Source organism: Stenotrophomonas sp. SMYL41 (assembly GCF_036319965.1).
Taxonomy (GTDB): Bacteria; Pseudomonadota; Gammaproteobacteria; order Xanthomonadales; family Xanthomonadaceae; genus Stenotrophomonas; species Stenotrophomonas maltophilia_R.
In genome coordinates this window covers 1-25309 of record NZ_JAWIRX010000004.1, presented here as the reverse complement: position 1 = coordinate 25309, position 25309 = coordinate 1, and the positions used below count along the sequence as shown (strand labels likewise).

At 66.7% G+C, this 25309-nt stretch carries 28 protein-coding genes; 20 read left to right on the top strand and 8 right to left on the bottom strand.

Going from position 1 to position 25309, the window contains the following annotated elements; all coding sequences use genetic code 11:
* Positions 1-1248, bottom strand: a complete 1248-nt coding sequence (locus tag V3B30_RS05890) for a TIGR03862 family flavoprotein (protein WP_262084427.1) — start codon at positions 1246-1248, stop codon at positions 1-3.
* Entirely contained in the window at positions 1235-1669 is a 435-nt protein-coding gene (locus tag V3B30_RS05885) for an FKBP-type peptidyl-prolyl cis-trans isomerase (RefSeq protein WP_262084426.1), read from the bottom strand. Before V3B30_RS05885 ends, V3B30_RS05890 begins: the two co-directional genes overlap by 14 nt.
* A 70-nt stretch (positions 1670-1739) precedes the next feature.
* Between V3B30_RS05885 and V3B30_RS05880 the strand changes: the two genes are divergently transcribed.
* The 4 genes from V3B30_RS05880 to V3B30_RS05865 all read left to right on the top strand — a co-directional run bounded on the left by V3B30_RS05880 (position 1740) and on the right by V3B30_RS05865 (position 4908).
* Positions 1740-2105 carry a DUF6164 family protein gene (locus V3B30_RS05880; protein WP_100471894.1) on the top strand — a complete coding sequence of 122 codons (366 nt, stop codon included), beginning with the start codon at positions 1740-1742 and terminating at the stop codon, positions 2103-2105.
* 321 nt (positions 2106-2426) lie between these two features.
* Complete coding sequence (locus tag V3B30_RS05875) at positions 2427-3194, top strand: sulfurtransferase (protein WP_262084425.1); 768 nt, start codon at positions 2427-2429, stop codon at positions 3192-3194.
* A gap of 152 nt (positions 3195-3346) precedes the next feature.
* Positions 3347-4342: an LLM class flavin-dependent oxidoreductase gene (locus V3B30_RS05870; RefSeq protein WP_100471896.1), complete on the top strand. Its 996-nt coding sequence runs from the start codon at positions 3347-3349 to the stop codon at positions 4340-4342.
* Between the two features lie 68 nt (positions 4343-4410).
* Positions 4411-4908, top strand: coding sequence for a pyridoxamine 5'-phosphate oxidase family protein (locus V3B30_RS05865; protein WP_100471897.1), 498 nt, complete (start codon positions 4411-4413; stop codon positions 4906-4908).
* Between the two features lie 88 nt (positions 4909-4996).
* Here V3B30_RS05865 and V3B30_RS05860 read toward each other — a convergent pair whose 3' ends face one another.
* Positions 4997-5656 (bottom strand): exopolysaccharide biosynthesis protein, encoded by a 660-nt coding sequence (locus tag V3B30_RS05860; protein WP_262084424.1) that lies wholly within the window; start codon positions 5654-5656, stop codon positions 4997-4999.
* Positions 5640-6944, bottom strand: a complete 1305-nt coding sequence (locus V3B30_RS05855) for a hemolysin family protein (protein WP_100471899.1) — start codon at positions 6942-6944, stop codon at positions 5640-5642. Before V3B30_RS05855 ends, V3B30_RS05860 begins: the two co-directional genes overlap by 17 nt.
* A gap of 292 nt (positions 6945-7236) precedes the next feature.
* Here V3B30_RS05855 and V3B30_RS05850 point away from each other — a divergent pair, with 292 nt between their 5' ends.
* A complete protein-coding gene (locus V3B30_RS05850; protein ID WP_004152833.1) occupies positions 7237-7863 on the top strand; it encodes a DUF47 family protein in 627 nt (208 codons plus the stop codon).
* A gap of 13 nt (positions 7864-7876) precedes the next feature.
* Positions 7877-8998 carry an inorganic phosphate transporter gene (locus tag V3B30_RS05845; protein WP_014036730.1) on the top strand — a complete coding sequence of 374 codons (1122 nt, stop codon included), beginning with the start codon at positions 7877-7879 and terminating at the stop codon, positions 8996-8998.
* A 314-nt stretch (positions 8999-9312) separates the two neighbouring features.
* Here the strand turns inward: V3B30_RS05845 and V3B30_RS05840 are convergent, their stop codons facing one another.
* The 3 genes from V3B30_RS05840 to parE form a co-directional block, all read right to left on the bottom strand.
* Positions 9313-10809, bottom strand: a complete 1497-nt coding sequence (locus tag V3B30_RS05840; protein WP_262084423.1) for a S10 family peptidase — start codon at positions 10807-10809, stop codon at positions 9313-9315.
* Between the two features lie 110 nt (positions 10810-10919).
* Positions 10920-11498 carry a GNAT family N-acetyltransferase gene (locus tag V3B30_RS05835; RefSeq protein WP_262084422.1) on the bottom strand — a complete coding sequence of 193 codons (579 nt, stop codon included), beginning with the start codon at positions 11496-11498 and terminating at the stop codon, positions 10920-10922.
* A 148-nt stretch (positions 11499-11646) separates the two neighbouring features.
* Positions 11647-13536 carry a DNA topoisomerase IV subunit B gene (gene parE / locus V3B30_RS05830; RefSeq protein ID WP_100471902.1) on the bottom strand — a complete coding sequence of 630 codons (1890 nt, stop codon included), beginning with the start codon at positions 13534-13536 and terminating at the stop codon, positions 11647-11649.
* Positions 13537-13708: 172 nt separating this feature from the next.
* Between parE and V3B30_RS05825 the strand changes: the two genes are divergently transcribed.
* The 10 genes from V3B30_RS05825 to truD all read left to right on the top strand — a co-directional run bounded on the left by V3B30_RS05825 (position 13709) and on the right by truD (position 21601).
* Complete coding sequence (locus tag V3B30_RS05825) at positions 13709-13942, top strand: hypothetical protein (RefSeq protein ID WP_262084421.1); 234 nt, start codon at positions 13709-13711, stop codon at positions 13940-13942.
* Positions 13943-14341: 399 nt separating this feature from the next.
* Positions 14342-16006, top strand: a complete 1665-nt coding sequence (locus V3B30_RS05820) for a CTP synthase (RefSeq protein WP_014036735.1) — start codon at positions 14342-14344, stop codon at positions 16004-16006.
* An 89-nt stretch (positions 16007-16095) separates the two neighbouring features.
* Positions 16096-16926 carry a 3-deoxy-8-phosphooctulonate synthase gene (gene kdsA / locus V3B30_RS05815; RefSeq protein ID WP_014036736.1) on the top strand — a complete coding sequence of 277 codons (831 nt, stop codon included), beginning with the start codon at positions 16096-16098 and terminating at the stop codon, positions 16924-16926.
* Entirely contained in the window at positions 16923-17270 is a 348-nt protein-coding gene (locus V3B30_RS05810; protein ID WP_262084420.1) for a hypothetical protein, read from the top strand. The genes kdsA and V3B30_RS05810 overlap by 4 nt, the downstream gene beginning before the upstream one ends.
* On the top strand, positions 17270-17599 hold the full coding sequence (locus tag V3B30_RS05805; protein WP_262084419.1) for a hypothetical protein: 330 nt from the start codon (positions 17270-17272) through the stop codon (positions 17597-17599). The genes V3B30_RS05810 and V3B30_RS05805 overlap by 1 nt, the downstream gene beginning before the upstream one ends.
* 96 nt (positions 17600-17695) lie before the next feature.
* Positions 17696-18988 carry a phosphopyruvate hydratase gene (gene eno / locus V3B30_RS05800; protein ID WP_100471906.1) on the top strand — a complete coding sequence of 431 codons (1293 nt, stop codon included), beginning with the start codon at positions 17696-17698 and terminating at the stop codon, positions 18986-18988.
* Positions 18989-18992: 4 nt separating this feature from the next.
* Positions 18993-19346, top strand: a complete 354-nt coding sequence (gene ftsB, locus V3B30_RS05795; RefSeq protein ID WP_100471907.1) for a cell division protein FtsB — start codon at positions 18993-18995, stop codon at positions 19344-19346.
* Positions 19343-20041, top strand: a complete 699-nt coding sequence (gene ispD / locus V3B30_RS05790; RefSeq protein ID WP_262084418.1) for a 2-C-methyl-D-erythritol 4-phosphate cytidylyltransferase — start codon at positions 19343-19345, stop codon at positions 20039-20041. The genes ftsB and ispD overlap by 4 nt, the downstream gene beginning before the upstream one ends.
* A gap of 34 nt (positions 20042-20075) precedes the next feature.
* Positions 20076-20573 carry a 2-C-methyl-D-erythritol 2,4-cyclodiphosphate synthase gene (gene ispF, locus V3B30_RS05785; RefSeq protein ID WP_094000066.1) on the top strand — a complete coding sequence of 166 codons (498 nt, stop codon included), beginning with the start codon at positions 20076-20078 and terminating at the stop codon, positions 20571-20573.
* Positions 20570-21601, top strand: coding sequence for a tRNA pseudouridine(13) synthase TruD (gene truD / locus V3B30_RS05780; protein ID WP_100471909.1), 1032 nt, complete (start codon positions 20570-20572; stop codon positions 21599-21601). The genes ispF and truD overlap by 4 nt, the downstream gene beginning before the upstream one ends.
* Positions 21602-21670: 69 nt before the next feature.
* Here truD and V3B30_RS05775 read toward each other — a convergent pair whose 3' ends face one another.
* Positions 21671-22210, bottom strand: a complete 540-nt coding sequence (locus V3B30_RS05775) for a Smr/MutS family protein (RefSeq protein WP_262084417.1) — start codon at positions 22208-22210, stop codon at positions 21671-21673.
* A 219-nt stretch (positions 22211-22429) separates the two neighbouring features.
* On the opposite strand from V3B30_RS05775, the gene surE reads away from it, so the two are divergent.
* From surE to V3B30_RS05755, 4 genes are read left to right on the top strand one after another with little or no spacing between them, the layout of a single operon-like run.
* Entirely contained in the window at positions 22430-23209 is a 780-nt protein-coding gene (surE, locus tag V3B30_RS05770; protein ID WP_262084416.1) for a 5'/3'-nucleotidase SurE, read from the top strand.
* Positions 23206-23883: a protein-L-isoaspartate(D-aspartate) O-methyltransferase gene (locus V3B30_RS05765; protein WP_100471910.1), complete on the top strand. Its 678-nt coding sequence runs from the start codon at positions 23206-23208 to the stop codon at positions 23881-23883. Before surE ends, V3B30_RS05765 begins: the two co-directional genes overlap by 4 nt.
* An 18-nt stretch (positions 23884-23901) precedes the next feature.
* On the top strand, positions 23902-24516 hold the full coding sequence (locus tag V3B30_RS05760; protein ID WP_100471911.1) for a YqaA family protein: 615 nt from the start codon (positions 23902-23904) through the stop codon (positions 24514-24516).
* A complete protein-coding gene (locus V3B30_RS05755; RefSeq protein ID WP_100471912.1) occupies positions 24513-25298 on the top strand; it encodes a peptidoglycan DD-metalloendopeptidase family protein in 786 nt (261 codons plus the stop codon). Before V3B30_RS05760 ends, V3B30_RS05755 begins: the two co-directional genes overlap by 4 nt.
* Positions 25299-25309: the final 11 nt, after the last annotated feature.

The following is a 25309-nucleotide window of genomic DNA, read 5'->3' as shown; positions in this document are numbered from 1 at the left end:
TCACTGCTCCGCCAACCACCCGATCACGCCCTCGGCAGCACGCAGGCCGCTGGCGTAGCACGCCGTCAGCAGGTAGCCACCCGTGGGTGCCTCCCAGTCCAGCATCTCGCCGGCACAGAACACGCCAGGCACTGCCCGCAGCATCAGGCGGTCATCCACTGCATCCAGGCGCACGCCGCCGGCGGTGCTGATCACCTCGGCCATCGGCCGTGGCCGTTGCAGGCGCAGTGGCAGGCGCTTGAGCGTGGCGGCCACCGCAGGCAGGTCGTGGCCGGCTTCCTTGCCGAGAATCTCGAACACCAGCGCGGCCTTCACCGCATCCAGGCCGGCCTGGCGGCGCAGGTGTTCGCCGAAGCTGCGACCCTTGCGCGGGCGCGACAGATCGGCCAGCAGGCGTGCTTCATCGCGTCCCGGCACCAGGTCCAGCCACAGCATGGCGTGGCCATCACGGTTGATGGCCTCGCGCAGGTCTGCGGCCAACGCGTAGATCAGGCTGCCTTCGATGCCGTACTCGCTGGCCACGCATTCGCCTTGCAGCGCCTGCGGTTGTCCAGCCAGGTCGAGCCAGTGTGCGACCACCGGCTTCAACGGCGCGCCTGCATTGCGTTGGGCGAAGAACGGCGTCCAGTCGATGTCGAAGCCGCAGTTGGCCGACTGCAGCGGTGCGATGTCCACGCCTCGTGCCTGCAAGGGGGCGATCCAGGCGCCGTCGCTGCCCAGCTGCGGCCAGCTGCCGCCACCCATCGCCAACACGGTGGCATCGGCGTGGACTCCGATCTCGCCCGCTTCGGCGGCGAAGCGCAGCGCGCCGTCGTCGCCCCAGCCGATCCAGCGGTGGTTGGCGTGCAGGCGCACACCCTGTTCTTTCAGGCGGCGCACCCAGCCGCGCAGCAGCGGCGCGGCCTTGCGGTCGACCGGGAACACGCGGCCGGAACTGCCGACGTAGGTTTCCACGCCGAAGCTGGCGGCCCAGTCACGCAGCGCCTGCGCGTCGAAGCCATCCAGCCAGTGGCCAACGGCTTCGGCCTGCTCGCGGTAGCGGCTGTCGAACAACGGGCGCGGGTCGGAATGGGTAAGGTTGAGGCCACCCTTGCCGGCGATCAGGAACTTGCGGCCGGGTGAACCCTTGGCCTCGTACAGGTCCACGTCCAGCCCCGCGGCGCGCAGGCGCTCGGCGGCGAACAGGCCGGCCGGGCCACCGCCGATGACGGCGACCCGATGGGGCGTTGCGGTATTACGGTTTGACATTGAGCAGCTCGACATCGAACACCAGCGACGAGCCGGCCGGAATCGTGCCGGCCCGGCGGTTGCCGTAGCCGTAGTCCGGCGGGATCATCAGCGTGCGCTTGCCGCCGACCTTCATGCCGGCCACGCCTTCATCCCAGCCGCGGATGACCTGGCCGGCGCCGAGCGCGAAGGTGAACGGTTCGCCACGGCCGACCGAACTGTCGAAGGTCTTGCCATGCTTGGTCTCGGTGCGGTTGTCGTAGATCCAGCCGGTGTAGTGCACGGTGACCTTGCTGCCGGGGACGGCCTCGGCGCCGGTGCCGGGAAGGGTATCGATGCGTTCGAAGGTGGTCAGCGTGCCGCCCGGCGGCGGGCCGGCGGGCTCGCTCGAGCAGCCAACGGCGGCGAGGGACAGCAGCAGGGGGAGCAGCAGGCGGCGCATCGGGCGTCTCCGGTAGGGCGCAGGGCGAGGGCGGCAAGGGTAGCGCATCGGCGCCGGGTATCATGGGTACATGGCAAAACTCCTGCTCAATCTGCGCAATGTCGGCGACGACGAATATGCCGATGTCTGCACGCTGCTCGACCAGCACGGCATCGCCTGGTATCGCACCGAACCCAGCCCCTGGGGCATTTCCAATGGCGGCCTGTGGCTGCGCGAGGATGCTGATCATCCGCGTGCGAAGGCGCTGATGGCCGAGTACCAGGCGGCGCGCGGCATACGCGTGCGGGCCGAGCGCGAGCAGGCGCTGCGCGACGGCACGGCGGAGACGTTCGGCAGCCTGTTCCGGCGGCGGCCGGTGTTCGTGGTGCTGGTACTGCTGGGAATGGCAGTTGCGGCGGCGCTGGTGCTGCTGCCGTTCATGCTGTTGCGGGGGTAGGGGGCTTCTGGCCGGGTTGCACCCGGCACCCGCAGAGGCAACGACAACGGCAAAAGCTGGTTTCCGTGGGATGGCGTGGCGGTGTGGGCAGGCGGGGACGGCAAAAATTGCTCCTGCGTGCCTCGTGGAGCGCCTTGCTCGTGTGCGCTGTCCTGCGCATACGGCAAGACCGGGGTTGGGCGTCCTGCCCAACCCGCCCGGCGCATGCCCCGGGCCCACACCGCCACGCCTCTGACAGGTTCATGAGCTCTGTAGATCCACGCCATGCGTGGATGAACGGGCAAGTCTGCCCCTGGAGTGGTCTGGCGCTAAAATAGTGGGATGATCGCCAATACCGCCGCCTACCATTTCGCCGTCATCGACGCCCCCCAGGCCCTGTGCGACCAGTTGCTGGCGCGCGCCGAGGCGGCGGAGCTGCGCGGCACGATCCTGGTGGCCGGCGAGGGGCTGAACCTGTTCCTGGCCGGTGCGCCGGAGGCGGTCGAGGGCTTCTACGCCGCATTGCATGCCGATGCGCGTTTTGCTGATATGCGGGTCAAGACCAGCCTGAGCGAGCATCAGCCCTTCGCGCGGCTGAAGGCCAAGGTGAAGGACGAGATCATCAGCTTCCGTCGCGATGACGGCCAGCCGCTGGACTATCCGCGTGCACCGGCGGTCGATCCGGCCACCGTGCAGCGTTGGTTGCGGCAGGGACATGACGACGCTGGCAAGCCGGTGGTGATGCTCGATACCCGCAACCTGCAGGAAGTGGAGTACGGCACCTTCAAGGATGCGCTGGTATTGCCCATCCACAAGTTCACCGACCTGCCCGAGGCGCTGGCGCCACACCGCGACGCGCTGAAGGGCAGCACTGTGGTCAGTTTCTGCACCGGGGGCATCCGCTGCGAAAAGGCAGCGTTGTGGATGGTCAACGATGGCATGGACAACGTGCTGCAGCTCGACGGCGGCATCCTCGGCTACTTCGAGGAAGTGGGGGGCGAGGGCTACGAGGGTCGTTGCTTCGTGTTCGACGAGCGCGTCGCGCTGGATGCCGAACTGAAGCCGATGGTCGACCAGCCGCTGCCGGAGCCGCGCCCCAGCGCGTTCTGACGCGGTCGCGCCGGGCCATGCCTGGCGGAAGTATCGAATCAAGCGCGGCCAGCCCTGAACCCGTCCCACGGGAATCAGCATCCCGCCACCGTCACTGGCCGCCGCGCCTGGCCGACCCCATGCATGGGGGATCCTGTAACGGAAAACCGCTGATGATCCCGTTGTCGATCCTTGACCTGGCCCCGGTCTGCGAGGGCAGTGACACCACCGCCGCGTTCGCCAACATGCTGGAACTGGCGCAGCACGCCGATGCGCTGGGCTACCGCCGGTACTGGCTGGCCGAACACCACAACATGCCCGGCATCGCCAGCGCGGCCACTGCGGTGCTGATCGGCCATGTGGCGGGCGGCACCACGCGCATCCGCGTCGGCGCAGGCGGCATCATGCTGCCCAACCATGCGCCGCTGCAGGTGGCCGAGCAGTTCGGCACGCTGGCCTCGCTGTATCCGGATCGCATCGACCTCGGCCTGGGTCGTGCCCCGGGCACCGACCAGCCGACCGCGCGTGCCCTGCGCCGCTACTTCGACAGCGCCGACCAGTTCCCCCAGGACGTGCGCGAGCTGCTGCACTATTTCGAGCCGGTGCAGCCCGGGCAGGCGGTGCAGGCCGTTCCCGGTGGCGGCCTGCGGGTGCCGACCTGGATCCTCGGTTCGAGCCTGTTCGGCGCGCGCATGGCTGCCTCGATGGGCCTGCCGTATGCGTTCGCCTCGCACTTCGCGCCCGACGTGATGGACGAAGCGCTGGCGGTCTATCGCCGCGAGTTCCGCCCCTCGGCCACGCTGAAGCAGCCCCACGCGATGCTGGCGCTGAACGTCGTTGCCAGCGACAGCGAAGCGGAGTCGCGCCGCCTGTTCACCAGCCAGCAGCAGAGTTTCGTGAACCTGCGCCGTGGTCGACCGGGCAAGATCCCGGCACCGATCGACGATATCGATACTTTCTGGGAACCGCATGAAAAGCTGGGTGTGGAGCGGGCATTGGCCTGCACCGTGCTGGGTGATCCTCAGCAGGTGGCCGACGGTATCGCCGCCTTTGTCGAGCGGCACCAGCCCGACGAGCTGATGCTCACCGCCAACCTGTATGACCACCGCGCGCGACTGCGTTCGTTTGAACTGGCCATGCACGCCTGGCATGCCCGCCACGCGGGCTGAACAATTGCGTCACGGCCCATTGCGGCCAAACCGCGTCTGATGGGGGCTCACACCGATGGAGCCCCCACATGGCTGATACCCGCGCCGAACACATCGCCCAGCTGGCCGAGCTGATCAAGGACGTGGAGGTGGCGATGTTCACCACGACCGGCGTTGATGGACGACTCTACAGCCGGCCGCTGGCTACCCAGCAGGTCACCTTCGATGGTGATCTGTGGTTCGTCATCACTGCCGACAGCCCCAAGGTCGCCGAGATCGCGCTGGATCCCTACGTCAACGTGGCCTATGCCTCGCCTTCGAAAAACACCTATGTGTCAGTGGCAGGGCGTGCGTGCATCGTCGACGACCGCGCGAAGATCGAGGAGCTGTGGTCGCCGGCGATGAAGTTGTTCTTCCCGGGCGGCAAGGACGACCCGAACCTGCGCCTGATCCAGGTGCGCGCCGACTCGGCCGAGTACTGGGATGGCCCGGGCACGCTGCTGGGGACGGCGCTGAGTTTCGTGCTGTCGGCAGTGCAGGACGAGCCCGCGCCGTTGGCTGACAATGGCTTCATCGACCTGCGCTGATCGTTCCATCCACGCGTGGCGTGGATCTACTGCATCCCGGTAGATCCACGCCATGCGTGGATGGGGTAACCCCGATGAGTTCCGGTGCTCAGAACCAGCGCTGGAACAGCTCCACCGTGTAGCCCACCAGCTGCCCCGAACTGAAGCCGAAGAACGCGATCGCCGCCAACGCCGCGATCCAGTTGAACAGCATCAGCGCACCGTCGCGTTCCAGCAGCGCCAGCGAGAACAGCAGCAGCTGGAAACCGAACAGGAAATTGGTGAACGGAATCGGCAGCGACAGCAGCGCGCCCAGCAGCACCAGCAGCAGGCCGGTGAAGGCATGCGCCGGCAGCGGTGTCAGCAGCTGCGGCAGGCGCGGCTTCAGCATCTTGTCCAGGCGCCGCAGCGGGCGATCGATGCGGTCCAGGAAACGGTGCATGGTGCTGCGCTTCGGTCCGCGTCGGGCAATGAAGCCAGGCAGCCAGGGCCGGCGAAGGCAGCACAGCATCTGCAGGCCGATCAGCATCACCAGCGGGCCGCTGACCGCGCCACCCATGCCCGGAATAGGAATGAACGAGGGCAGGATCGCCACGAACAGGAACACGCCGAACGCGCCCTGCTGCAGGTTGCACAGGATCTGGCCGAGCGGCATGTGCTCGGCCGGGTCGCCGGAGGCGAACATCTCCAGCAGGGTCCTGATGCCCTCGTTACGGTAGGCCGGGCGCTCCGCGCCCGGACCCTGGCCGGCCTCAGGCGGTGAGCTCATCGGCGTGCTCGTCGGACAACGTACGCAACAGCAGCTTGTCCACCCGCGCACCGTCCAGGTCGACCACCTCGAAGCGCCAGCCGGCCCAGTCGAAATACTCGCCCGCGTGCGGGATGCGGCCGAAGTAGTGGATGCACATGCCGGCCAGCGTGTAGTAGTCGCCGTCCTCGGCATCAGGCAGGTCGTTGCTGCCGATCAGCTCGCGCAGGTCCTCGATCGGCAGCGAACCGTCCACCAGCAGTGAGCCGTCTTCGCGGGTCACTACCAGCGCATCCTCGTCGGCGTTCTCCACCGCCTGCAGGCGGCCGACCACGGCGCCCATCAGGTCGCTGATGGTCACCAGGCCCTGGATCTCGCCGTACTCGTCCACCACCAGCGCCATCGACTGCTGCTCCTCGCGGAAGATCTCCAGCAGCTTCATCGCGTGGGTCGATTCAGAGACGTACAGCGGTTCGCGCAGGGTCTGGAACAGCGCGTTGTCACCGCGTGCCATGCGCGTGGCCAGCGATTTCAGTTCAAGCACGCCGACCACGTCCATGTCGTTGTCGCGGTATACCGGGTACCGCGAGAACTCGTGCTCGGCCATGATTTCCAGGTTGCGCTCAAGCCCAGCCTGGGTATCGAGCCAGGCGATGCGGTTGCGCGGGGTCATCAGGCTGTCGGCGGTGCGGTCGCCCAGGCGCATGACGCGGTTCATCATGTCGCGCTCGTGGGCGTCGATCACGCCGGCCTCGTGGCTCTCGGCCACCAGCATGCGGATCTCTTCTTCAGTCACCGAGGCCACTTCATCCTTGCCCAGGCCGAACAGGCGCAGCACCAGCTGGGTGGTCCTGGACAGCAGCCAGACGAAGGGCAGGGCCAGCTTGGCCAGCCAGCTCATCGGCATCGCGACCAGGCCGGCAATGGCTTCCGAGCGGGTCAGCGCCAGGCGCTTGGGCACCAGCTCGCCGAAGATCAGCGTGATGAAGGTGATCAGGCTGACCGCCAGCGCGGTACCGATGTTGCCGGCGTAGGCAAAGCCGGGCATCAGGCCCTGGATCCAGCCGGCGAAGGCCTCGCCCAGCGCTTCTCCGCCGAGGTAGCCGGTCAGCACGCCGATCACGGTGATGCCGATCTGCACGGTGGACAGGAAGCTCTCCGGCTTCTCCGACAGCTCCAGTGCCTTGGCGGCGCGCTTGGAGGTGGCGGCCATCTGCTTCAGGCGGCTCTTGCGCGAGGTCATGACCGACATCTCGGACATGGCAAAAAAGCCGTTCAGCAGAACAAGCGCGAAGACAATCAGGATCATTTCAAACACGGGCGTCGTCCCCGGTTGGTGGCAGGGAGGGCGGGTGCTTGCGATGGCGGCAGGCGCTCAGGAGCAGGGTCCGGCGCGGCGCAGGGGGATAAGGGTCGTCGTCCATAAGGTGCGCCCGGAGGCGCGCTGGCATCTTAGCAAAGGGGCGTGGCAGGGTGGCAACCGCCTGTTCAGGTTGAGGGTTCCAAGCCCTTGAAAGGGGGCGGGGATACCCGAGATGGTCATCTAGCCGTCATAATTCCGTCTGGTGCCGTCCTTCCCGCGACGGCTGACAGGTTTCTCAATGTTCTCTCTGCAGACCATTTTCGGTTCCGGCAAACAGTTCTACACCCTGCTCGATGAGGCTGCCGTCGCGGCTTCCGATGCTGCCAAGGCGCTGCATTCCATGTTGCGCGAGGCCGACCGCCAGCCTGCGCTGGATGCTTTCAAGCTGGCCCGCCTGCGCGAACGCGCGGCCTCGGACAAGATCAGCCAGGCGCTGGTGGACAGCTTCATGACCCCGATCGAGCGCGAAGACATCGAAGCGCTGGGCTCGGCGCTGTACAAGATTCCCAAGCAGATCGAGAAGTTCGCCGATCGCTATTCGCTGGCCACGACCCACCTGGAGCACATCGACTTCGCGCCGCGCGCGGCGATGCTGGAACAGGCTGCCGGCGTGGTGGTGGAGATGGTGGCCGACCTGCGCCACATGAACCTGGACCGGATGACCGCGCTCAACGAGAAGCTGCGCTCGCTGGAGAACGAAGCCGACCGCCTGATGCTCGAGCTGTACCGCGACATCTATTCGGGCCGCCTGGACAACCTGCAGATGTTCCTGCTGAAGGAATTCTTCGAGATCCTGGAAAAGGCCATCGACCGTTGCCGCGAGGCCGGCGTGGTGGCGTACCAGATCGTGTTGAAGAACAGCTGACGGACGCCGCCGCATGTTGACCCTTGTCCTGGTGGTGATCCTGGCCGCGCTCGTCTTCGAGTTCATCAACGGCTTCCACGACACCGCCAACTCCATTGCCACCGTGGTGGCGACCAAGGTGCTCTCGCCCGGCTGGGCGGTGATGCTGGCCGCCTTCATGAACCTCATCGGTGCACTGACCGGTACCGCGGTGGCGCTGACCATCGCCTCGGGCCTGCTCAACACCAACGTGGTCGACGTCACCCCGCAGGTGATCCTGTGCGCCCTGCTGGGCGGCATCATCTGGAACCTGATCACCTGGTGGAAGGGCCTTCCGTCCTCGTCCTCGCACGCACTGATCGGTGGCCTCTGCGGCGCCGGCCTGGCCGCCGCCCACAACAACTGGGACGCACTGATCTGGTCCGAGCGCCTGGGCAGCTGGGCACAGAACAAGGGCCTGCTGTGGAAGGTGTTCGTGCCGATGATCACCTCGCCGATCGCCGGTTTCCTGCTTGGCATCGTGGTGATGGTGCTGCTCTGGGCGCTGATCGCCGGCCTGGCCAAGATCGGTGGTGCCATCGGTCGCCTGGCCCGTCCGCGCATCGTCAATGCCTTCTTCGGCAAGGCGCAGATCGCCTCGGCGGCCTACATGGGCTTTGCCCACGGCCACAACGACGCGCAGAAGACCATGGGCATCATCGCCATGACCCTGATCGGTGCCGAAGCGACCGGCGCACTGAATGACCTGCCGTCCTGGCTGGCCTTCATGCACCCGGACGCGCATGCCGGTGACGGCATCGCCATGTGGATCGTGCTGACCTGTGCGGTGGTGATGGCCGCCGGTACCGCATCGGGCGGCTGGAAGATCATCAAGACCCTGGGTCACAAGATGGTCAAGCTGCACCCGATCCACGGCTTCGCTGCGGAGACCAGCTCGGCCACCATCCTGACCCTGGCCGCCCACTTCGGCATGCCGGTCTCGACAACGCACAGCATTTCCACCGCGATCATGGGCGTTGGCTTCGCCAAGAACCCGCGCTCGCTGAAGTTCGGCGTGATCGAGCGCATCGTCTGGGCCTGGATCCTGACCATCCCGGCGGCAGGCGGCTGTGCCTACCTGATCCTGAAGCTGTTCGAACTGTTCGGCTGGACCTGATCGCCACGCCAAGGTTGCAACCGAAAAAGCCCGCCGGATACCGGCGGGCTTTTTTCATGGCCAGAGAATTTTCCGCATCCAGCATGCTGACCAACGGTCGGCACCCACCAACAGCAGCAGGAACCTGTCAGCGGCGGGGTGGGGTGGGGTGGGGACGCAGGACCGTTGGCGCCCTGGATGGCGCCATCGAGCCCCCAGGGCCGGGTTTACGGCGTGTCCTGCCTCCCCACCCCGCCGCGCCCCGGCCTGGAAACCCGGCTGTTGGCGTTGCCATTGATCCAGCGGGTGCCGGCCGCAGGCCCGGCCGCACCCCCTCAATTACGCTGGAACAACGCCTGCACATCCCTGCGGAACGCCGCCTGGCTGTCGGCCCGGCTGTAGAACATGTGCCCCCCCGGATAACTGCGCACCTGCACCCGGTCCGGATTGCTGCCCATCGTGGGCATCTGGTCCACGGTCAGGATCGAGCCCATGAATGGGCACGACAGGTCGTTCCAGCCATGCACGATCAGCACCTGCAGGTGCGGATCGATCGCCACCGCCTGGCGCAGCTGGGTCACCGCGCCCTGGCGCAGCTCGCCATTGCGGTCCCACAGCCGGTTCACGTCGTAGTTCAGCGCCTGGTAGCGCGCATCCACTTTCCAGCCAACCACCCGCGTCACGAAGTCGACCATCGCCGTGGTGGTCGGCGCAATGATGCTGTCCAGCAGCGGATCGTTGGCGCGCTGCTCCGGATCGTTCGGGAACGGATCGAATGCGGTCACGTTGGAGTCGTAGCGGCTGCCCAGCGTGCCCTTGTCGCGGAATACTTCACGCAGGTAGGCCTGGGTTTCCAGGCGCCCGCCAGCGCGGCGCACGAACTGCGGGTCCAGTCCGGTCAGCTCGGTCACCCGGCGCAGCATCGCCTCGGTCGCCTGCGGATCGCTGCGGCCCTTCATCAACGCGGTGGCGTAGTCGCCACGGGTGTAGTCCACCACCTCGCGCATCGCCGCATCGGTCAGCTTGCCCTGGCGCTCCAGGTGCGCTGCAGCGATCGACGGCAACGTCTGCATCCACGCCATCGGCGAGACGTCGGCGTTGTCTTCCAGGGTCGGGCTCAGGTAGGGCGACACCAGCACCAGGCCGTTCATCGCCACGCCCAGCCGGGTCTGCAGGAAGTGCGTGATGCGTGGGCCACGGTAGCCACCGTAGCTCTCGCCAGTCAGGTACTTGCGCGAGGCCATGCGCTGGTTGCGAAGCAGCCAGTCGTAGATCGAGCGCGACAGGTACTCGATGTCGGCGCTGGGGTTGTAGAGCGCCTTCTTGGCTTCATCGTCGCCGATGCGCGCGCGGCTGAAGCCGGTACCGACCGGGTCGATGAACACCAGATCGGTGAAGTCCAGCCAAGTGCCCGGGTTGTCGTGCAGGGTGGCCGGCGCCGAGGCGCTGTCACCCTCGGAGCCGAAGGTCACCACCTTGGGCCCGATCGCGCCCATGTTGAGGTAGACCGACGACGCACCGGGGCCACCATTGAGCGCGAAGGTCACCGGCCGGTCCTTGCCCGGCATCGTGTAGGCGGTGAACACCACGTCGGCGATCATCTTGCCCTTGGCATCGCGTACCGGCAGGGTGCCGACGGTGGCGGTGTAGTCGAGGGTGCGGCCGGCCAGGCGCATGCTCTGGCGGGCCGACGCATCGGCGGGTAGCGCGGGCGCTTCGGTCTTGTCGTCTTTCGGATCGGGCTTGGCCTCGGCGTCAGGCGCGGCCAGCGCGCTGGCTGGGGCGATGAGCAGGCCGACGCAGAGCGCGGCAGTATGCAGCAGGGACTTCATGGCACCGGATCGGCAGCGGAAGGGGGTTCCGATGCTAGGTCGGTTGCGGCCCATGCCGTATGTGTCCAAAGGCATGGCCGGGCGTTGAGGCCGCTAATGGCCAGATCGGGTCAAGCGGGCAGGGTGGTTGCCGCTTCGTCATCGGCCAGCAGGCCATAGACGGCCGAGTCGGCCAGTTGCCCCTGGATGCGCCAGCGCTGGCGCAGCACCCCCTCGCAGTGGAAGCCCAGGCGTTCGAGTACGCGTGCGGAGGGCGCATTGCGCGGGTCGATCTCGGCTTCCACGCGATGCAGGTGCAGGATGCGGAACAGGTAGGCCAGTACCCGTTGCAGGGCCTCGTGCATGTAGCCCTGGCCCTGGTGATCGGGTGCCAGCAGATAGCCGATCTCAGCGCGCGCTGCATCGCGGTCGAGCGCGAATACCACGCAGATGCCCAGCAGCGGACCTTCCAGCGATTCGCGCACCGCCAGCTTCAGCTGGGAGCCGATGGCATGGGCGGCGAGGTCATCGTCGATCTGTTCGCGTGCCTCGGCCTGTCGCGTCCAGGCTGGATGGTTCCACCAGCGCATCACGTCCGGGTCGGACTGCAGCGTGAACAGCGCGGCAGCGTCGTCACGGCGGATCGGGCTCAGGACCAGCCGTGCACTGTGCAGCGGCAGGCCGGGGAACAGCAGCGAGTGGCTGGCCAATACGGTGATCCACACGGATGGACGCGCATTATGCCGCCGCTGGGTTTGCCGATGGGGGCGGATGGCCCCGAGGGGGCATGAACCGCAGTGCCGGGCAAAGGGGTCGGCGCCGTTTCCAGGCAGGAAACGGATCCGACCCCGCGCCGGATCAGACTTCCAGGGAGGCGAGGTCGCCCTTCGACTCCAGCCAGCCCTTGCGGTCGGACGCGCGCTTCTTGGCCAGCAGCATGTCCATCAGCGAACGGGTCTGCTCGCCATCGTCCACCGTCAGTTGCACCAGGCGGCGCGTATCCGGGTGGATGGTGGATTCACGCAGCTGCGGCGGATTCATCTCGCCCAGGCCCTTGAAGCGGGTCACGTTGATCGCGCCCTTGATCTTCTCGCGCTCGATCCTGTCCAGCATCGTGCGCTTCTCTTCCTCGTCCAGGGCGTAGAACACCTGCTTGCCCACGTCGATGCGGAACAGCGGCGGCATCGCCACGAACACATGCCCGGCATCGACCAGCGCCGGGAAATGCTTGAGGAACAGCGCGGTGAGCAGAGTGGCGATGTGCAGGCCGTCGGAGTCCGCGTCGGCCAGGATGATGACCTTGCCGTAGCGCAGGCCGGTGATGTCGTCCTTGCCGGGATCGCAACCGATGGCGATGGCCAGGTTGTGCACTTCTTCCGAGGCCAGCACGCTGTTGGACGAGACTTCCCAGGTGTTCAGGATCTTGCCGCGCAACGGCATGATTGCCTGGAAATCCTTGTCCCGTGCCTGCTTGGCGCTGCCACCTGCCGAGTCACCTTCCACCAGGAACAGTTCGGTGCGCGACAGGTCCTGGCTGATGCAGTCGGCCAGCTTGCCGGGCAGGGCAGGGCCTTGCGTGACCTTCTTGCGGACGACCAGCTTCTCGGTCTTCAGGCGCGCACTGGCGCGTTCGATGGCGATCTGCGCGATCTTCTCGCCCAGTTCCACGTTCTGGTTCAGCAGCAGGCTGAAGGCATCGTGCGCGGCGCCCTCGACAAAGCCGGCGGCCTGGCGCGAGGACAGGCGTTCCTTGGTCTGGCCGCTGAACTGCGGGTCGGTCATCTTCAGCGACAGCACGAACGACACACGGTCCCACACGTCTTCCGGAGCCAGCTTGACGCCGCGCGGCAGCAGGTTGCGGAAGTCGCAGAACTCGCGCAGTGCCTCGGTCAGGCCGGTACGCAGGCCGTTGACGTGGGTGCCATGCTGGGCGGTGGGAATCAGGTTGACGTAGCTTTCCTGGACCAGCTCACCTTCCGGCAGCCAGGCCACGGCCCAGTCCACCACTTCGGTGTCCTTCTTCAGGTTGCCGACGAACAGGTCGGCCGGCAGCGATTCGCGCTCGCCCAGTTCGAGCTTCAGGTAATCGCGCAAGCCGTCTTCGTAGTACCAGGTATCGACTTCACCGGTGGCTTCGTCGGTCAGCTTGACGGTCAGGCCCGGGCACAGCACGGCCTTGGCGCGCAGCAGGTGCTTCAACGCGCGCACCGCGAACTTCGGCGTATCGAAGTACTTCGGGTCCGGCCAGAAGCGCACGCGGGTACCGGTGTTCTTCTTGCCGACGGTGCCGACCACTTCCAGCGGCGTGGCGCGGTCGCCATTGCGGAAGGTGATGCGATGTTCGGCACCTTCGCGCTTGATGTGCACTTCCACCAGGGTCGACAGCGCGTTGACCACGCTGACGCCGACGCCGTGCAGGCCGCCGGAGAAGGTGTAGTTGTTGTTGCTGAACTTGCCGCCGGCATGCAGGCGGGTCAGGATCAGCTCGACGCCCGGGATCTTCTCTTCCGGGTGGATGTCCACCGGCATGCCGCGTCCGTCATCGCTGACCTCCACGCTGCCGTCCTTGTACAGGGTGATCTCGATCGAGCGGGCGTGGCCGGCGAGGGCCTCGTCCACCGAGTTGTCGATCACTTCCTGCGCCAGGTGGTTCGGGCGCGCGGTGTCGGTATACATGCCGGGACGGCGCTTGACCGGGTCAAGGCCGGACAGGACTTCAATATCGGCGGCGTTATAGCGGGCGTTCATCTATCTTCTAAAGCGCGGAGCGACGCGCAAGTGTGCGGTCTGGACGGGGAATTTGCACGCCTGCGGTTCAGCCTCGGCGCCGGGGAGGGGGTAAAATGGCAGCCGCTGGAATCTGAACGCCGGCGACCCCCGTTGGGTTGAAACGTCCAAGCCATACCGCGAGGAGGACTCCATGAAGAAGTTGCTGACCATTGCAATCCTGGCCGCTGCCGCCGTTGCAGTGCCGCTGGTGATGGCGCAGAACGCCGGCCAGCCCGCCCCGGAGCAGGGTAGCCAGGCCGACAAGGCGCAGGCCGAGGCCGATGCCAAGGCCAAGCGTCGTGCCCAGGCCAATGCCGAGATGAAGGCGCAGGGCCAGCCGGCCCCGCAGAAGGAAGAAGAGGAAGAGGCGCGGAAGAAGCGCTGATCCCGCAACCTGCCAGGCGCCCTTGCCACAAGGGTTGCGCACCGGAACGCCCCGCCCAGCGGGGCGTTTTTTTGTTGGATCGGCCGTAAGCCCCTTGGGTTGGCGGCCATCAATCTGTAAACTATGGCTTTCCGGGAGTAAGTGCGTGTCCACCATTTGCGAATGGGCTGGAGCGGCCAAGCGTGGCTTCCAGCATGGCGGGTCGCAGGTGACGGTCGATTTGACCGGCACGGCCGCCCCGACCTCGCACGATGGTCCCCGTCCGGCGCCTGCCGCCGCACGGATCGGCACCTCCCTCGCTGTCCCAGCGAACCGGAAAACCCCTTCCGAGCACCATGCCCGCCCCCTGGGTGCGCGTGGTGCTGCCGTTTTCCATTTCCAGACAGGATGCTTGCAGCCATGACTCCCTTGATTTTCGTAACCGGCGGCGTGGTGTCCTCGCTCGGCAAAGGCATTGCCGCCGCGTCGCTGGCCGCCATTCTCGAAGCCCGTGGCCTGAAGGTCACGATGATGAAGCTCGACCCGTACATCAACGTCGATCCGGGCACCATGAGCCCGTTCCAGCACGGTGAGGTCTATGTCACCGACGACGGCGCCGAGACCGACCTCGACCTTGGCCACTACGAGCGCTTCGTGCGCACCCGCCTGAGCCGCAAGAACTCGGTCACCACCGGCCGCATCTACGAGAACGTCATCCGCAAGGAGCGCCGCGGCGACTACCTGGGCGCGACCGTGCAGGTCATTCCGCACATCACCGATGAGATCCGCCGCTGCATCGATGAAGCCACCGAAGGCTATGACGTGGCGCTGGTCGAGATCGGTGGCACTGTCGGCGACATCGAGTCGCTGCCGTTCCTGGAGGCGATCCGCCAGGTGCGCACCGAGCGTGGCCCGGAGAAGGCGCTGTTCATGCACCTCACCCTGGTGCCGTACATCGGCGCCGCCGGCGAGCTGAAGACCAAGCCGACCCAGCACTCGGTGAAGGAACTGCGCTCGATCGGCATCCAGCCGGACGTGCTGCTGTGCCGTTCCGAGCAGGCAGTGCCGGATTCGGAGCGCCGCAAGATCGCCCAGTTCACCAACGTTTCCGAGCGCGCGGTGATCAGCGTGCCGGACGTGGACGTGCTGTACCGCATTCCGTCGGGCCTGCACGCGCAGGGCCTGGACGAGATCGTGGTCAACCAGCTGAAGCTGGCCGACAAGGCCGGCCCGGTCGATCTGTCGATGTGGGAAGACGCAGTCGATGCGACCCTGCACCCGCTGGACGAAGTGACCATCGCCGTGGTCGGCAAGTACGTCGACCACCAGGACGCCTACAAGTCGGTCGGCGAAGCACTGAAGCACGGCGGCCTGCGCCAGCGCACCAAGGTCAACCTGAAGTGGCTGGAAGCACAGGACCTGGAAGGCACCGACATGGCCGCACTGGCTGATGTCGACGGCATCCTGGTGCCGGGTGGCTTCGGTGACCGGGGCTTCGAAGGCAAGGTGCTGACCTCGAAGTTTGCCCGCGAGCAGCACGTGCCGTACTTCGGCATCTGCTATGGCATGCAGGCGGCGGTGGTCGATTACGCGCGCAACGTGGTCGGCCTGGAAGGCGCCAACAGCACCGAGAACGACCGCCAGTCGCCGAACCCGGTGATCGGCCTGATCACCGAATGGCGCACCGCCACCGGCGATGTCGAAAAGCGTGACGACAAGAGCGACCTGGGTGGCACCATGCGCCTGGGCCTGCAGGAGCAGCGCCTGAAGCCGGGCACGCTGGCCCGTGAGCTGTACGGCAAGGACGTGGTCGCCGAGCGCCACCGCCACCGTTATGAGTTCAACAACCGCTACCGCACCCAGCTGGAAGATGCGGGCCTGGTGATTGCCGGCAAGTCGATGGACGACACCCTGGTGGAAGTGGTCGAGCTGCCTCGCGATGCGCATCCGTGGTTCCTGGCCTGCCAGGCGCACCCGGAGTTCCTGTCCACGCCGCGTGATGGCCACCCGCTGTTCATCGGTTTCATTCGTGCCGCGCGCGAGCGCAAGGCCGGCGGCAAGCTGCTCCAGGAAGCCCGCGCCTGACTTGTGATGGGGGCCGCCGGCCCCCATCTTGCACGCTTCAACCCCCAGCGCGCCGGCCCGGCCGGTGCCGCGGACAACAAGGAAACGCCATGAAACTGTGTGGATTCGAGGTCGGGCTGGACCAGCCCCTGTTCCTGATCGCCGGCCCCTGCGTGATCGAGTCGATGCAGCTGCAGCTCGATACCGCCGGCAAGCTGAAGGAGGTCACCGACAAGCTCGGCGTCAACTTCATCTTCAAGTCCAGCTTCGACAAGGCCAACCGCACCTCGGGCACCGCGTTCCGCGGCCCGGGCATGGAAGAGGGCCTGAAGGTCCTGGCCGAGGTCAAGAAGCAGATCGGCGTGCCGGTGCTGACCGACGTCCACGAATACACCCCGATGGACGAAGTGGCTTCGGTGGTGGACGTGCTGCAGACCCCGGCGTTCCTGGTCCGCCAGACCGACTTCATCCGCAAGGTGTGCTCGGCTGGCAAGCCGGTCAACATCAAGAAGGGCCAGTTCCTGGCGCCGTGGGACATGAAGCCGGTGGTGGAGAAGGCCAAGGCCACCGGCAACGAGCAGATCATGGTCTGCGAGCGCGGTGCCAGCTTCGGCTACAACAACCTCGTCAGTGACATGCGCTCGCTGGCGGTGATGCGCGATACAGGTTGCCCGGTGGTGTTCGACGCCACCCATTCGGTGCAGCTGCCGGGCGGGCAGGGCACCAGTTCCGGTGGCCAGCGCGAGCACGTACCGGTGCTGGCCCGCGCTGCCGTGGCGGTGGGCATCTCCGGCCTGTTCGCCGAGACCCATCCGGACCCGTCCAAGGCCCTGTCCGATGGCCCCAATGCATGGCCGCTGGACCAGATGGAAGCGCTGCTCGAGACCCTGATGGAGCTTGATGCGGTGACCAAGAAGCACGGCTTCTCACGCTTCGCGTGAGTCGTGACCCGTGGCTGGCGCTGGAGGCCCAGCGTCATCGCCGGCACTGGAAACAGTGGCCGTGGGGCCTGATCGCGCTGGGCCTGGCCGTGCTGTTCACTGTGGGCATGTTCGGCCTGCTCCTGATCGGCGCTGCGTCGGTGCGGCCCCCGGGTGATGGCAGCAGCACGCTCGATCTGCGGGCGTACTTCATTGCGCTGCTGGTCGCAGAGCTGCTCGGTGCCGCGGGATGCATCGCTGCCGCTGTGCTGGCCTGGCGACTGAATCGCGGCAAGGTGGCGGCTGGCCTGGGGATCATCCTGCTCTCGCTGTGGCTGGGCGCCCTGTTCTACGGGGTGATTTGATGAATACGAGCGCGGTGGCGCGCGGATGGCCCTGGGGCCTGATCGCGCTGGGGCTGTCCGTGTTGACCTGGATGGCCCTGGTGGTGGGCGTGCTGGCCTTCACGTCCGGTTTCCGGCCGCCGGGGGACGGAAGCAACAGTGATCAGGCCACGCAGTGGTGGTTGCTGGGTGCGCTGGTCACGATGGTGCTGTCCTTTCTGGGTAGCCCGGTAGCGATGGTGTTGGCCTGGCGGCGACGACGTGGCCCCATCCTGGCGGCGATTGCCGGTGCGTTGCTGGTGATGCTGGTGTCGATGGTCCTGATCGTGATCGGGTCCAGCTGGGGCTGATGCCGCCCAGGCCATTTGGCAAGTGGCGGGCAGCCGGGGATAATCACGCGGCATTCGTTTTGTCGCCCCCTCTCCAGACAGGTAACCGGCCCGACCATGAGTACGATCCGCAGCATCCACGCCCGTGAAATCCTCGACAGCCGTGGCAACCCCACGCTGGAAGCCGAAGTCATCCTGGAGGACGGTTCGTTCGGTCGTGCCGCGGTTCCCTCCGGCGCCTCGACCGGCACCAAGGAAGCGGTCGAGCTGCGTGACGGCGACAAGACCCGTTACCTGGGCAAGGGCGTGCGCAAGGCCGTGGACAACGTCAACGGTGCCATCGCCGCGGCGCTGAAGGGCATGGACGCGTCCGACCAGGCTGCCCTGGATCGCCGTCTGATCGATCTTGACGGCACCGAGAACAAGGGCCGCCTGGGCGCCAATGCACTGCTGGGTGTTTCTATGGCCACCGCGCACGCCGCCGCCGCCTCCAGCAAGCAGGCGCTGTGGCAGTACCTGGCAGGCAAGACCGGCGTCACCCCGTCGCTGCCGGTGCCGATGATGAACATCATCAACGGCGGCGCACACGCCGACAACAACGTCGACTTCCAGGAATTCATGGTGCTGCCGGTGGGCTTCACCTCGTTCTCGGAGGCACTGCGTGCCGGTACCGAAATCTTCCACTCGCTGAAGTCGGTGCTGAAGGGCCACGGCCTGAGCACGGCGGTCGGCGACGAAGGCGGCTTCGCGCCGGACTTCCGCAGCAACGTCGAAGCGCTCGACACCATCCTCGAAGCGATCGGCAAGGCCGGATACACCGCCGGTGAAGACGTGCTGCTGGGCCTGGACGTGGCCTCCAGCGAGTTCTTCGAGAACGGCAAGTACAATCTGGTCGGCGAGAACAAGCGCCTGACCTCCGAGCAGTTCGTGGATTTCCTCGCCGATTGGGCGGCGCAGTACCCGATCATCACGATTGAAGATGGCCTGGCCGAGAACGACTGGGCCGGCTGGAAGCTGCTGACCGACCGCATCGGCAAGAAGGTGCAGCTGGTGGGTGACGACCTGTTCGTGACCAACCCGAAGATCTTCCAGGAAGGCATCGACTCGGGCACTGCCAACGCGATCCTGATCAAGGTCAACCAGATCGGCACCCTCAGCGAAACCCTGGAAGCGATCGCCATGGCGGATCGCGCCGGCTACGCCGCCGTGGTCTCGCATCGCTCGGGCGAAACCGAAGACACCACCATCGCCGATATTGCTGTGGCCACCACCGCCACACAGATCAAGACCGGCTCGCTGTGCCGCAGCGATCGCGTGGCGAAGTACAACCAGCTGCTGCGCATCGAGGAAGCTCTCGGGGCCGGCGCGCGTTACGCCGGTCGTGACGCGTTCGTTTCGCTGAAGCGCTGAGCCGATGCGCGACTGGCGCTGGATGCTGCTGGTGCTGGCCCTGTTGCTGGGCTGGCTGCAGTACCGCTTCTGGTTCGGTCCGGGCAATTCGGGTGAAGTGATGATGCTCGAAGCCCAGGTGGCCAACCAGGAGCGGGACAATGAGGGTCTGCAGCAGCGCAACGACGCGCTGGCTGCCGAAGTGAAGGACCTCAAGGAAGGCCAGTCTGCCATCGAGGAGCGCGCGCGCAGCGAGCTGGGCATGATCAAGCCCGGCGAGAAGTTCTATCGCGTGGTCGAGGATGCGCCGGTCCATCCGGCGCAGCCCGCGGCGGGCGTCAGTGCCCAGGCCGGCGAACACCCGGCGGACGTCCCATGAGCGCGGCGATCTGGGTGGTGGTTCCGGCCGCCGGCCGTGGCACCCGCTTCGGCGCGCCGCTGCCCAAGCAGTACCTGCAGGCGGGCGGGCAGATCCTGCTCGCCCACACCCTGGACGCACTGCTGGCGCATCCGGCCGTGGCTGGGGCGATGGTGGTGATCGGCCAGGACGACGCTGACTGGCCGGGCTGGAATGAGTGGTCAGGCAAGCCGGTGCTGACCTGCATCGGCGGCGCGACCCGTGCCGCCTCGGTGCTGGCCGGGCTGCAGGCGTTGCCGGATACCGTGCGTGCCGATGAGTTCGTTCTGGTCCACGATGCCGCGCGCCCGAACCTGTCGCTGGCCGATCTCGGTCGTCTGCTTGAAGTGGGTCGTGCCGATCCGGTCGGGGCGATCCTGGCCGCACCGGTGCGTGACACCCTCAAGCGCGCCGGCGACGACGGCGGCATCGACGGTACCGAGCCACGCGAGCGCCTGTGGCGGGCGCTGACGCCGCAGCTGTTCCGGCGCCACCAGCTCAGCCGTGCGCTGGCTGAAGCCGCCGCTGCCGGTGTTGATGCCACCGACGAAGCCATGGCCATGGAGCGCCAGGGACAGCGCCCGCTGCTGGTCGAAGGCAGCGAGGACAACTTCAAGGTCACCACACCGACCGATCTGGACCGGTTCGAATTCGTACTTTCCCGCCGCGCCGGCTGACCGTCCGCGTGGCCCTGTAGCAAGGGTTGCATCCATGAGTACCGCACCGTTCCCGCCTGTCCGCATCGGCCAGGGCTACGACGTCCATGCCTTCGGTGAAGGCGACCACATCATGCTCGGCGGAGTGAATGTGCCGCACAGCTGTGGCGTGCTCGCACACAGCGACGGCGACGTGATCCTGCATGCCCTGTGCGATGCCATGCTCGGCGCGCTGGCGCTGGGGGACATCGGCCAGCACTTCCCGCCGAGCGACGATCGCTGGAAGGGCGCCGACAGCAGTGACTTCGTGCGCCACTGCGACAGCCTGCTGCGTGAGCGCGGCTGGCGCGTCGGCAACACCGACATCACCGTGATCTGCGAGCGACCCAAGGTTGGCCCGCATGCACTGGCGATGCGCGAGCGCATCGGCGGGCTGCTGCAGCTGCCGATGGACGCGGTCAGCGTCAAGGCCACTACCTCGGAAAAGCTCGGCTTCACCGGCCGCGGTGAAGGCATCGCCGCACAAGCGGTGGTCCTGCTGGTGGCGGCATGATCCCGGTTCCGCTTGCGTTCGGTGCGCCGTTGCTGACGGCGCGCATCCGCACCACGCCGGAAGATTTCCAGGTCGACGAGCTGCCGGCCTTCGAAGCCACCGGCGAAGGCGAACACCTGCTGCTGCACATCCGCAAGCGTGGTGCCAACACCGTGCATGTGGCAAAGGTGCTGGCCCAGTGGGCCGGCCTGCCGGAAATGGCGGTGAGCTATGCAGGGATGAAAGACCGCCATGCGGTCACCACCCAGCGTTTCAGCGTGCACCTGCCCAAGCGCATTGCGCCGGACCTGGCCGAGCTGGCCAGTGACGAGATCGAAGTGATCGAAGCGACCTGGCACAACCGCAAGCTGCAGCGCGGCGCACTGGCTGGCAACCGCTTCAAGCTGGTGCTGCGCGAAGTGCAGGGCGATGCTGCAGCGATCAGCGAACGCCTGCAGCAGATTGCCGGGCGTGGCCTGCCGAACTGGTTCGGCGAGCAGCGCTTCGGTCGCGACGGTGGCAACGTGCCGGCGGCACTGGCGATGTTCGGTGGCCGCCGTATGCGCAAGGACCAGCGTTCGCTGCTGCTGTCAGCCGCCCGCTCGGCGTTGTTCAACCGCGTGCTGGCCGCACGCGTGGAGCAGGGCAGCTGGGACCAGCCGCTGGATGGCGAAGTGTGGATGCTCGACGGCAGCCGCAGCGTGTTCGGTCCCGAGCCGTACACCGATGTGCTGGCCGAGCGCCTGGCGCGTTTCGACATCCATCCCAGTGCGCCGCTGTGGGGCGAGGGCGAACTGCGCAGCACCGGCGCGGCACGTGAGCTGGAACTGGCCGCGCTGGACGACGAAGAGTCGCAGGCGCTGCGGGCCGGCCTGGAAGACGCGCGCCTGAAGCAGGAGCGCCGCGCGCTGCGCCTGCGCCCGGCGCTGCTGCAGCACCAGTGGCTGGCCGGTGACGTGCTGGAACTGTCGTTCGCGCTGCCGCCAGGCTGCTACGCCACCGCCGTGCTGCACGAACTCGGCCCGGTCGAAGACGCCTCGCAGGCCTGACAGAAAAAGGGGACGGAGGGAATTAAGTCGTTTGTGGCACAAACGACTTAATTCCCTCCGTCCCCTTTTTCATCTACGCGCCAGCAGTACCAGTACCGCACCGGTGCCGCCTTGTCCGGTGGGCGCCGAATGGAATGCCAGCACGTCATTGCGCAGCCGCAGCAGGCGATCGACCAGGTTCTTCAGCACCGGCGCACCGCCATCGGACTGCAATCCCTTGCCGTGGATGATGCGCACGCAGCCATATTCGTGTGCATGCGCTTCCAGCAGGAACTGGCGCAGCAGGGCTTCGGCCTGCGCGGTGGTAGCGCCGTGCAGGTCCAGCTCGTCCTGCACCGAGTACTGGCCGCGCTTGAGGCGCTGGAACAGGCGTGGTGGCAGGTTGTCGCGGCGATAGCTGGCCACGTCGCCGGCTTCCAGAGGCGTACTGTCGCGCAGCAGCCGGGCAAACTCGCCGGCCGCTTCAGCCTCGTCACGTTCGGCCATGCGTGCACGCGGTTTCGGCCGGGGCGCGGCAGGTGCCGGCTCGGCATCCTTGCGCAGCGGCGTCACTTCGCCGATGGCCGCACGGAACAATGCAGCCGGATCTTCGTCTTCAGGGTGCGACATGCGCACAGGGTAAACCGCCGGCGCAGGTCTGCCTATGACGGTCCGATGCCGGTCATGGTCGGTCATGACCGCCGACAGGGTAGGACCGAGGGCTCGCATGCGGCACAATAGACGATGCCCTTGCAGGGTCGACCGCTTCCGCAGGGGAGCGCGACGGTCCCGCCCACACTGCACGGTGATGGAATCGAATTCTTGGAAAATCAAGCGGTTAAATCGAAGATGCGAATCCTGGTCAGCAATGACGATGGTGTCGACGCCGCAGGCATCCGGATGCTTGCCTCGGTTCTGCGCGAGGCCGGTCATGAAGTCACGGTGGTCGCGCCCGACCGCGATCGCTCCGGCGCCAGCAACTCGCTGACCCTGGACCTGCCGATCCGCCTCAAGCGCATCGACCATTACACCGTCTCGGTGGCCGGTACCCCGACCGACTGCGTGCACCTTGCGCTGACCGGGCTGCTCGAGTTCGAACCCGACATTGTCGTGTCCGGCATCAACAATGCAGCCAACCTCGGCGATGACGTGATCTATTCCGGCACCGTCTCGGCGGCGATGGAAGGCCGCTTCCTCGGCCTGCCGGCGGTGGCGGTCTCGCTGGTTACCCGCAGCCACGATCCGAAGCACTTCGAGACCGCCGCGCGCGCCGCAGTGGAGATCGTTGCCCGGCTCAAGGCGGATCCGCTGCCGGCCGACACCATTCTCAACGTCAACGTGCCTGATTTGCCGTGGAGCGAGGTCAAGGGCTTCGAGGTCACCCGGCTCGGCAACCGCCATCGCGCCGAAGGCTGCATCGCGCAGAAGGACCCGCGCGGCAACGAGGTGTACTGGATCGGCCCGGCCGGCCGTGAGCAGGATTCCGGCCCCGGCACCGATTTCCACGCGGTGCGCACCGGCCACATCTCGATCACTCCGATCCAGGTGGACCTGACCCGCTACCAGGCGCTGGAGAAGGTCGCCAGCTGGGTGGGCGGCCTCAGCGCCGCGCTGGACCAGCCGGCATGAGCCCACGCCTGCGACTGCAGCCGGAAGCCGTTGGTATCGGCATGACCTCGCAACGCGTGCGTGATCGCCTGGTCGATCGCCTGCGTGAAGCGGGCATCGCCGACGAATCGACCTTGAATGCGATCCGGGTGGTGCCGCGCCATCTGTTCATCGACGAGGCACTGGCGTCACGGGCCTACGAAGACACCGCACTGCCGATCGGCCATGGCCAGACCATTTCGCAACCCTGGGTGGTTGCGCGGATGACCGAGGCGGTCCTGCAGGTGGCACCGAAGCGGGTGCTGGAAGTTGGCACCGGTTCCGGTTACCAGGCGGCCATCCTTGGTGCGCTGGGCCTGGAGGTCTACACCGTGGAGCGCATCGGCGATCTGCTGCGCCAGGCCCGCAAGCGCTTCCGTGCGCTGGGTATGAACATCCGCACCAAGCATGACGACGGCCGCGTCGGCTGGGCCGAGCACGGTCCGTTCGATGCCATCGTGGTCACTGCGGCGGCACCGGCATTGGTCGACGCACTGATCGAGCAGCTGGCCGAGGGCGGCCGGCTGGTGGCGCCGGTCGGGGGGCCCGGGGCGCAGTCGCTGGTACAGCTGGACCGCAAGGCCGACGGCAGCATCGAACAACACGTGCTGGCGCCGGTCACGTTCGTGCCGCTGCTGTCTGGCATGCTGGACTAATCCACGGAGCAGGGTTGCATGAAGATTTTCGGGCCGCTGTACGAGCGGGCGATGAAGTGGGCGGCGCACGAGCGCGCGCCGACCTACCTGACCGTATTGAGCTTCTTCGAAGCGATCATCTTCCCGGTGATGCCGGAGGTGATGCTGGCACCCATGTGCGTGGCCCAGCCCAAGCGCGGCTGGTGGTTTGCCACCCTCAGCCTGGCCGGCTCGATGGTCGGCGCGCTGGTCGGCTACGCGCTGGGTCACTATGCCTTCGAGGCGATCAAGCCGCTGTTCGAGGCGCTGGGCATGCTGCCGGCGATCGAGCAGGGCATCACCACCGTGCAGGCGAAGATGGCCGAGTCGCCGTGGGCGGTGTTCACCTTCCTGGTGCTGGGCGGCTTCATGCCCATTCCAATGAAGGTTTTCACGTGGGCATCGGGTATCGTCGGCGTACCGATGCCGCAGTACCTGTTGAGCATGCTGATCGGTCGCGGCAAGCGCGTGTTCGTGCTGGCCGCGGTCATCCGTATCGGTGGTGTGCGTGCCGAAGCGGCATTGCGTCGCTGGATTGAACCGCTGGGCTGGATCGCCACCGCGCTGGTGGTGGTGCTGATCGCCTGGCTTGTATGGAGGTCGAAGTTCGCATGAGTCCTGATCGTCTGAGCAAGGGAGTGCGCATCGGCGCGCTGGCGTTGCTGGTTTCCACCCTGGCCGCCTGCGGTACCGCCACTGTGGTTCGTCCTGGTGGTGGCAGCCCCGGCGGTGGTGTGACCACGCCGAAGACTTCGGTGCCCAAGCCCGGGCAGACCGTGGTGGTGCGCAAGGGGGACACAATCTATGCGCTGGCCCGCATCCATGACATCACTCCGGCTGACCTGATCGCCTGGAACAGCCTGGACAATCCTTCGACCATCTACCCCGGCCAGGTGATCCGCCTGTACCCGCCGGGTGCGGGCAGCGGTCGTGCGCCGACCACGGTGGTCACCCCGCCGCGCTCGGGTGGCAGCAGCGCCGGCAGCACCGCGCCGACCACGGCGCCGACTGGGCCGGTGAAGAGCAACATCGCCTGGCGCTGGCCGGCCGATGGCGCGATCGTCGGGCGCTACGTTGCAGGCGACGCGACCAAGCAGGGCGTGGACATCGCCGGCACCAGCGGCCAGGCGGTCAAGGCTACCGCCAACGGTGTGGTGGTGTATTCCGGTGCCGGCCTGGTCGGCTACGGCGAGCTGATCATCATCAAGCACAGCGACCAGTGGCTGTCGGCCTATGGCCACAACCGCAAGCGGCTGGTGAATGAAGGGCAGAGCGTGAAGGCCGGCGAGCAGATCGCCGAGATGGGCCGCACCGGTGCGAACCGCGACATGGTCCACTTCGAGATCCGCTACAACGGCAAGCCGGTCGACCCGCAGCAATACCTGCCGGCGCGTTGATCGCCGATTCG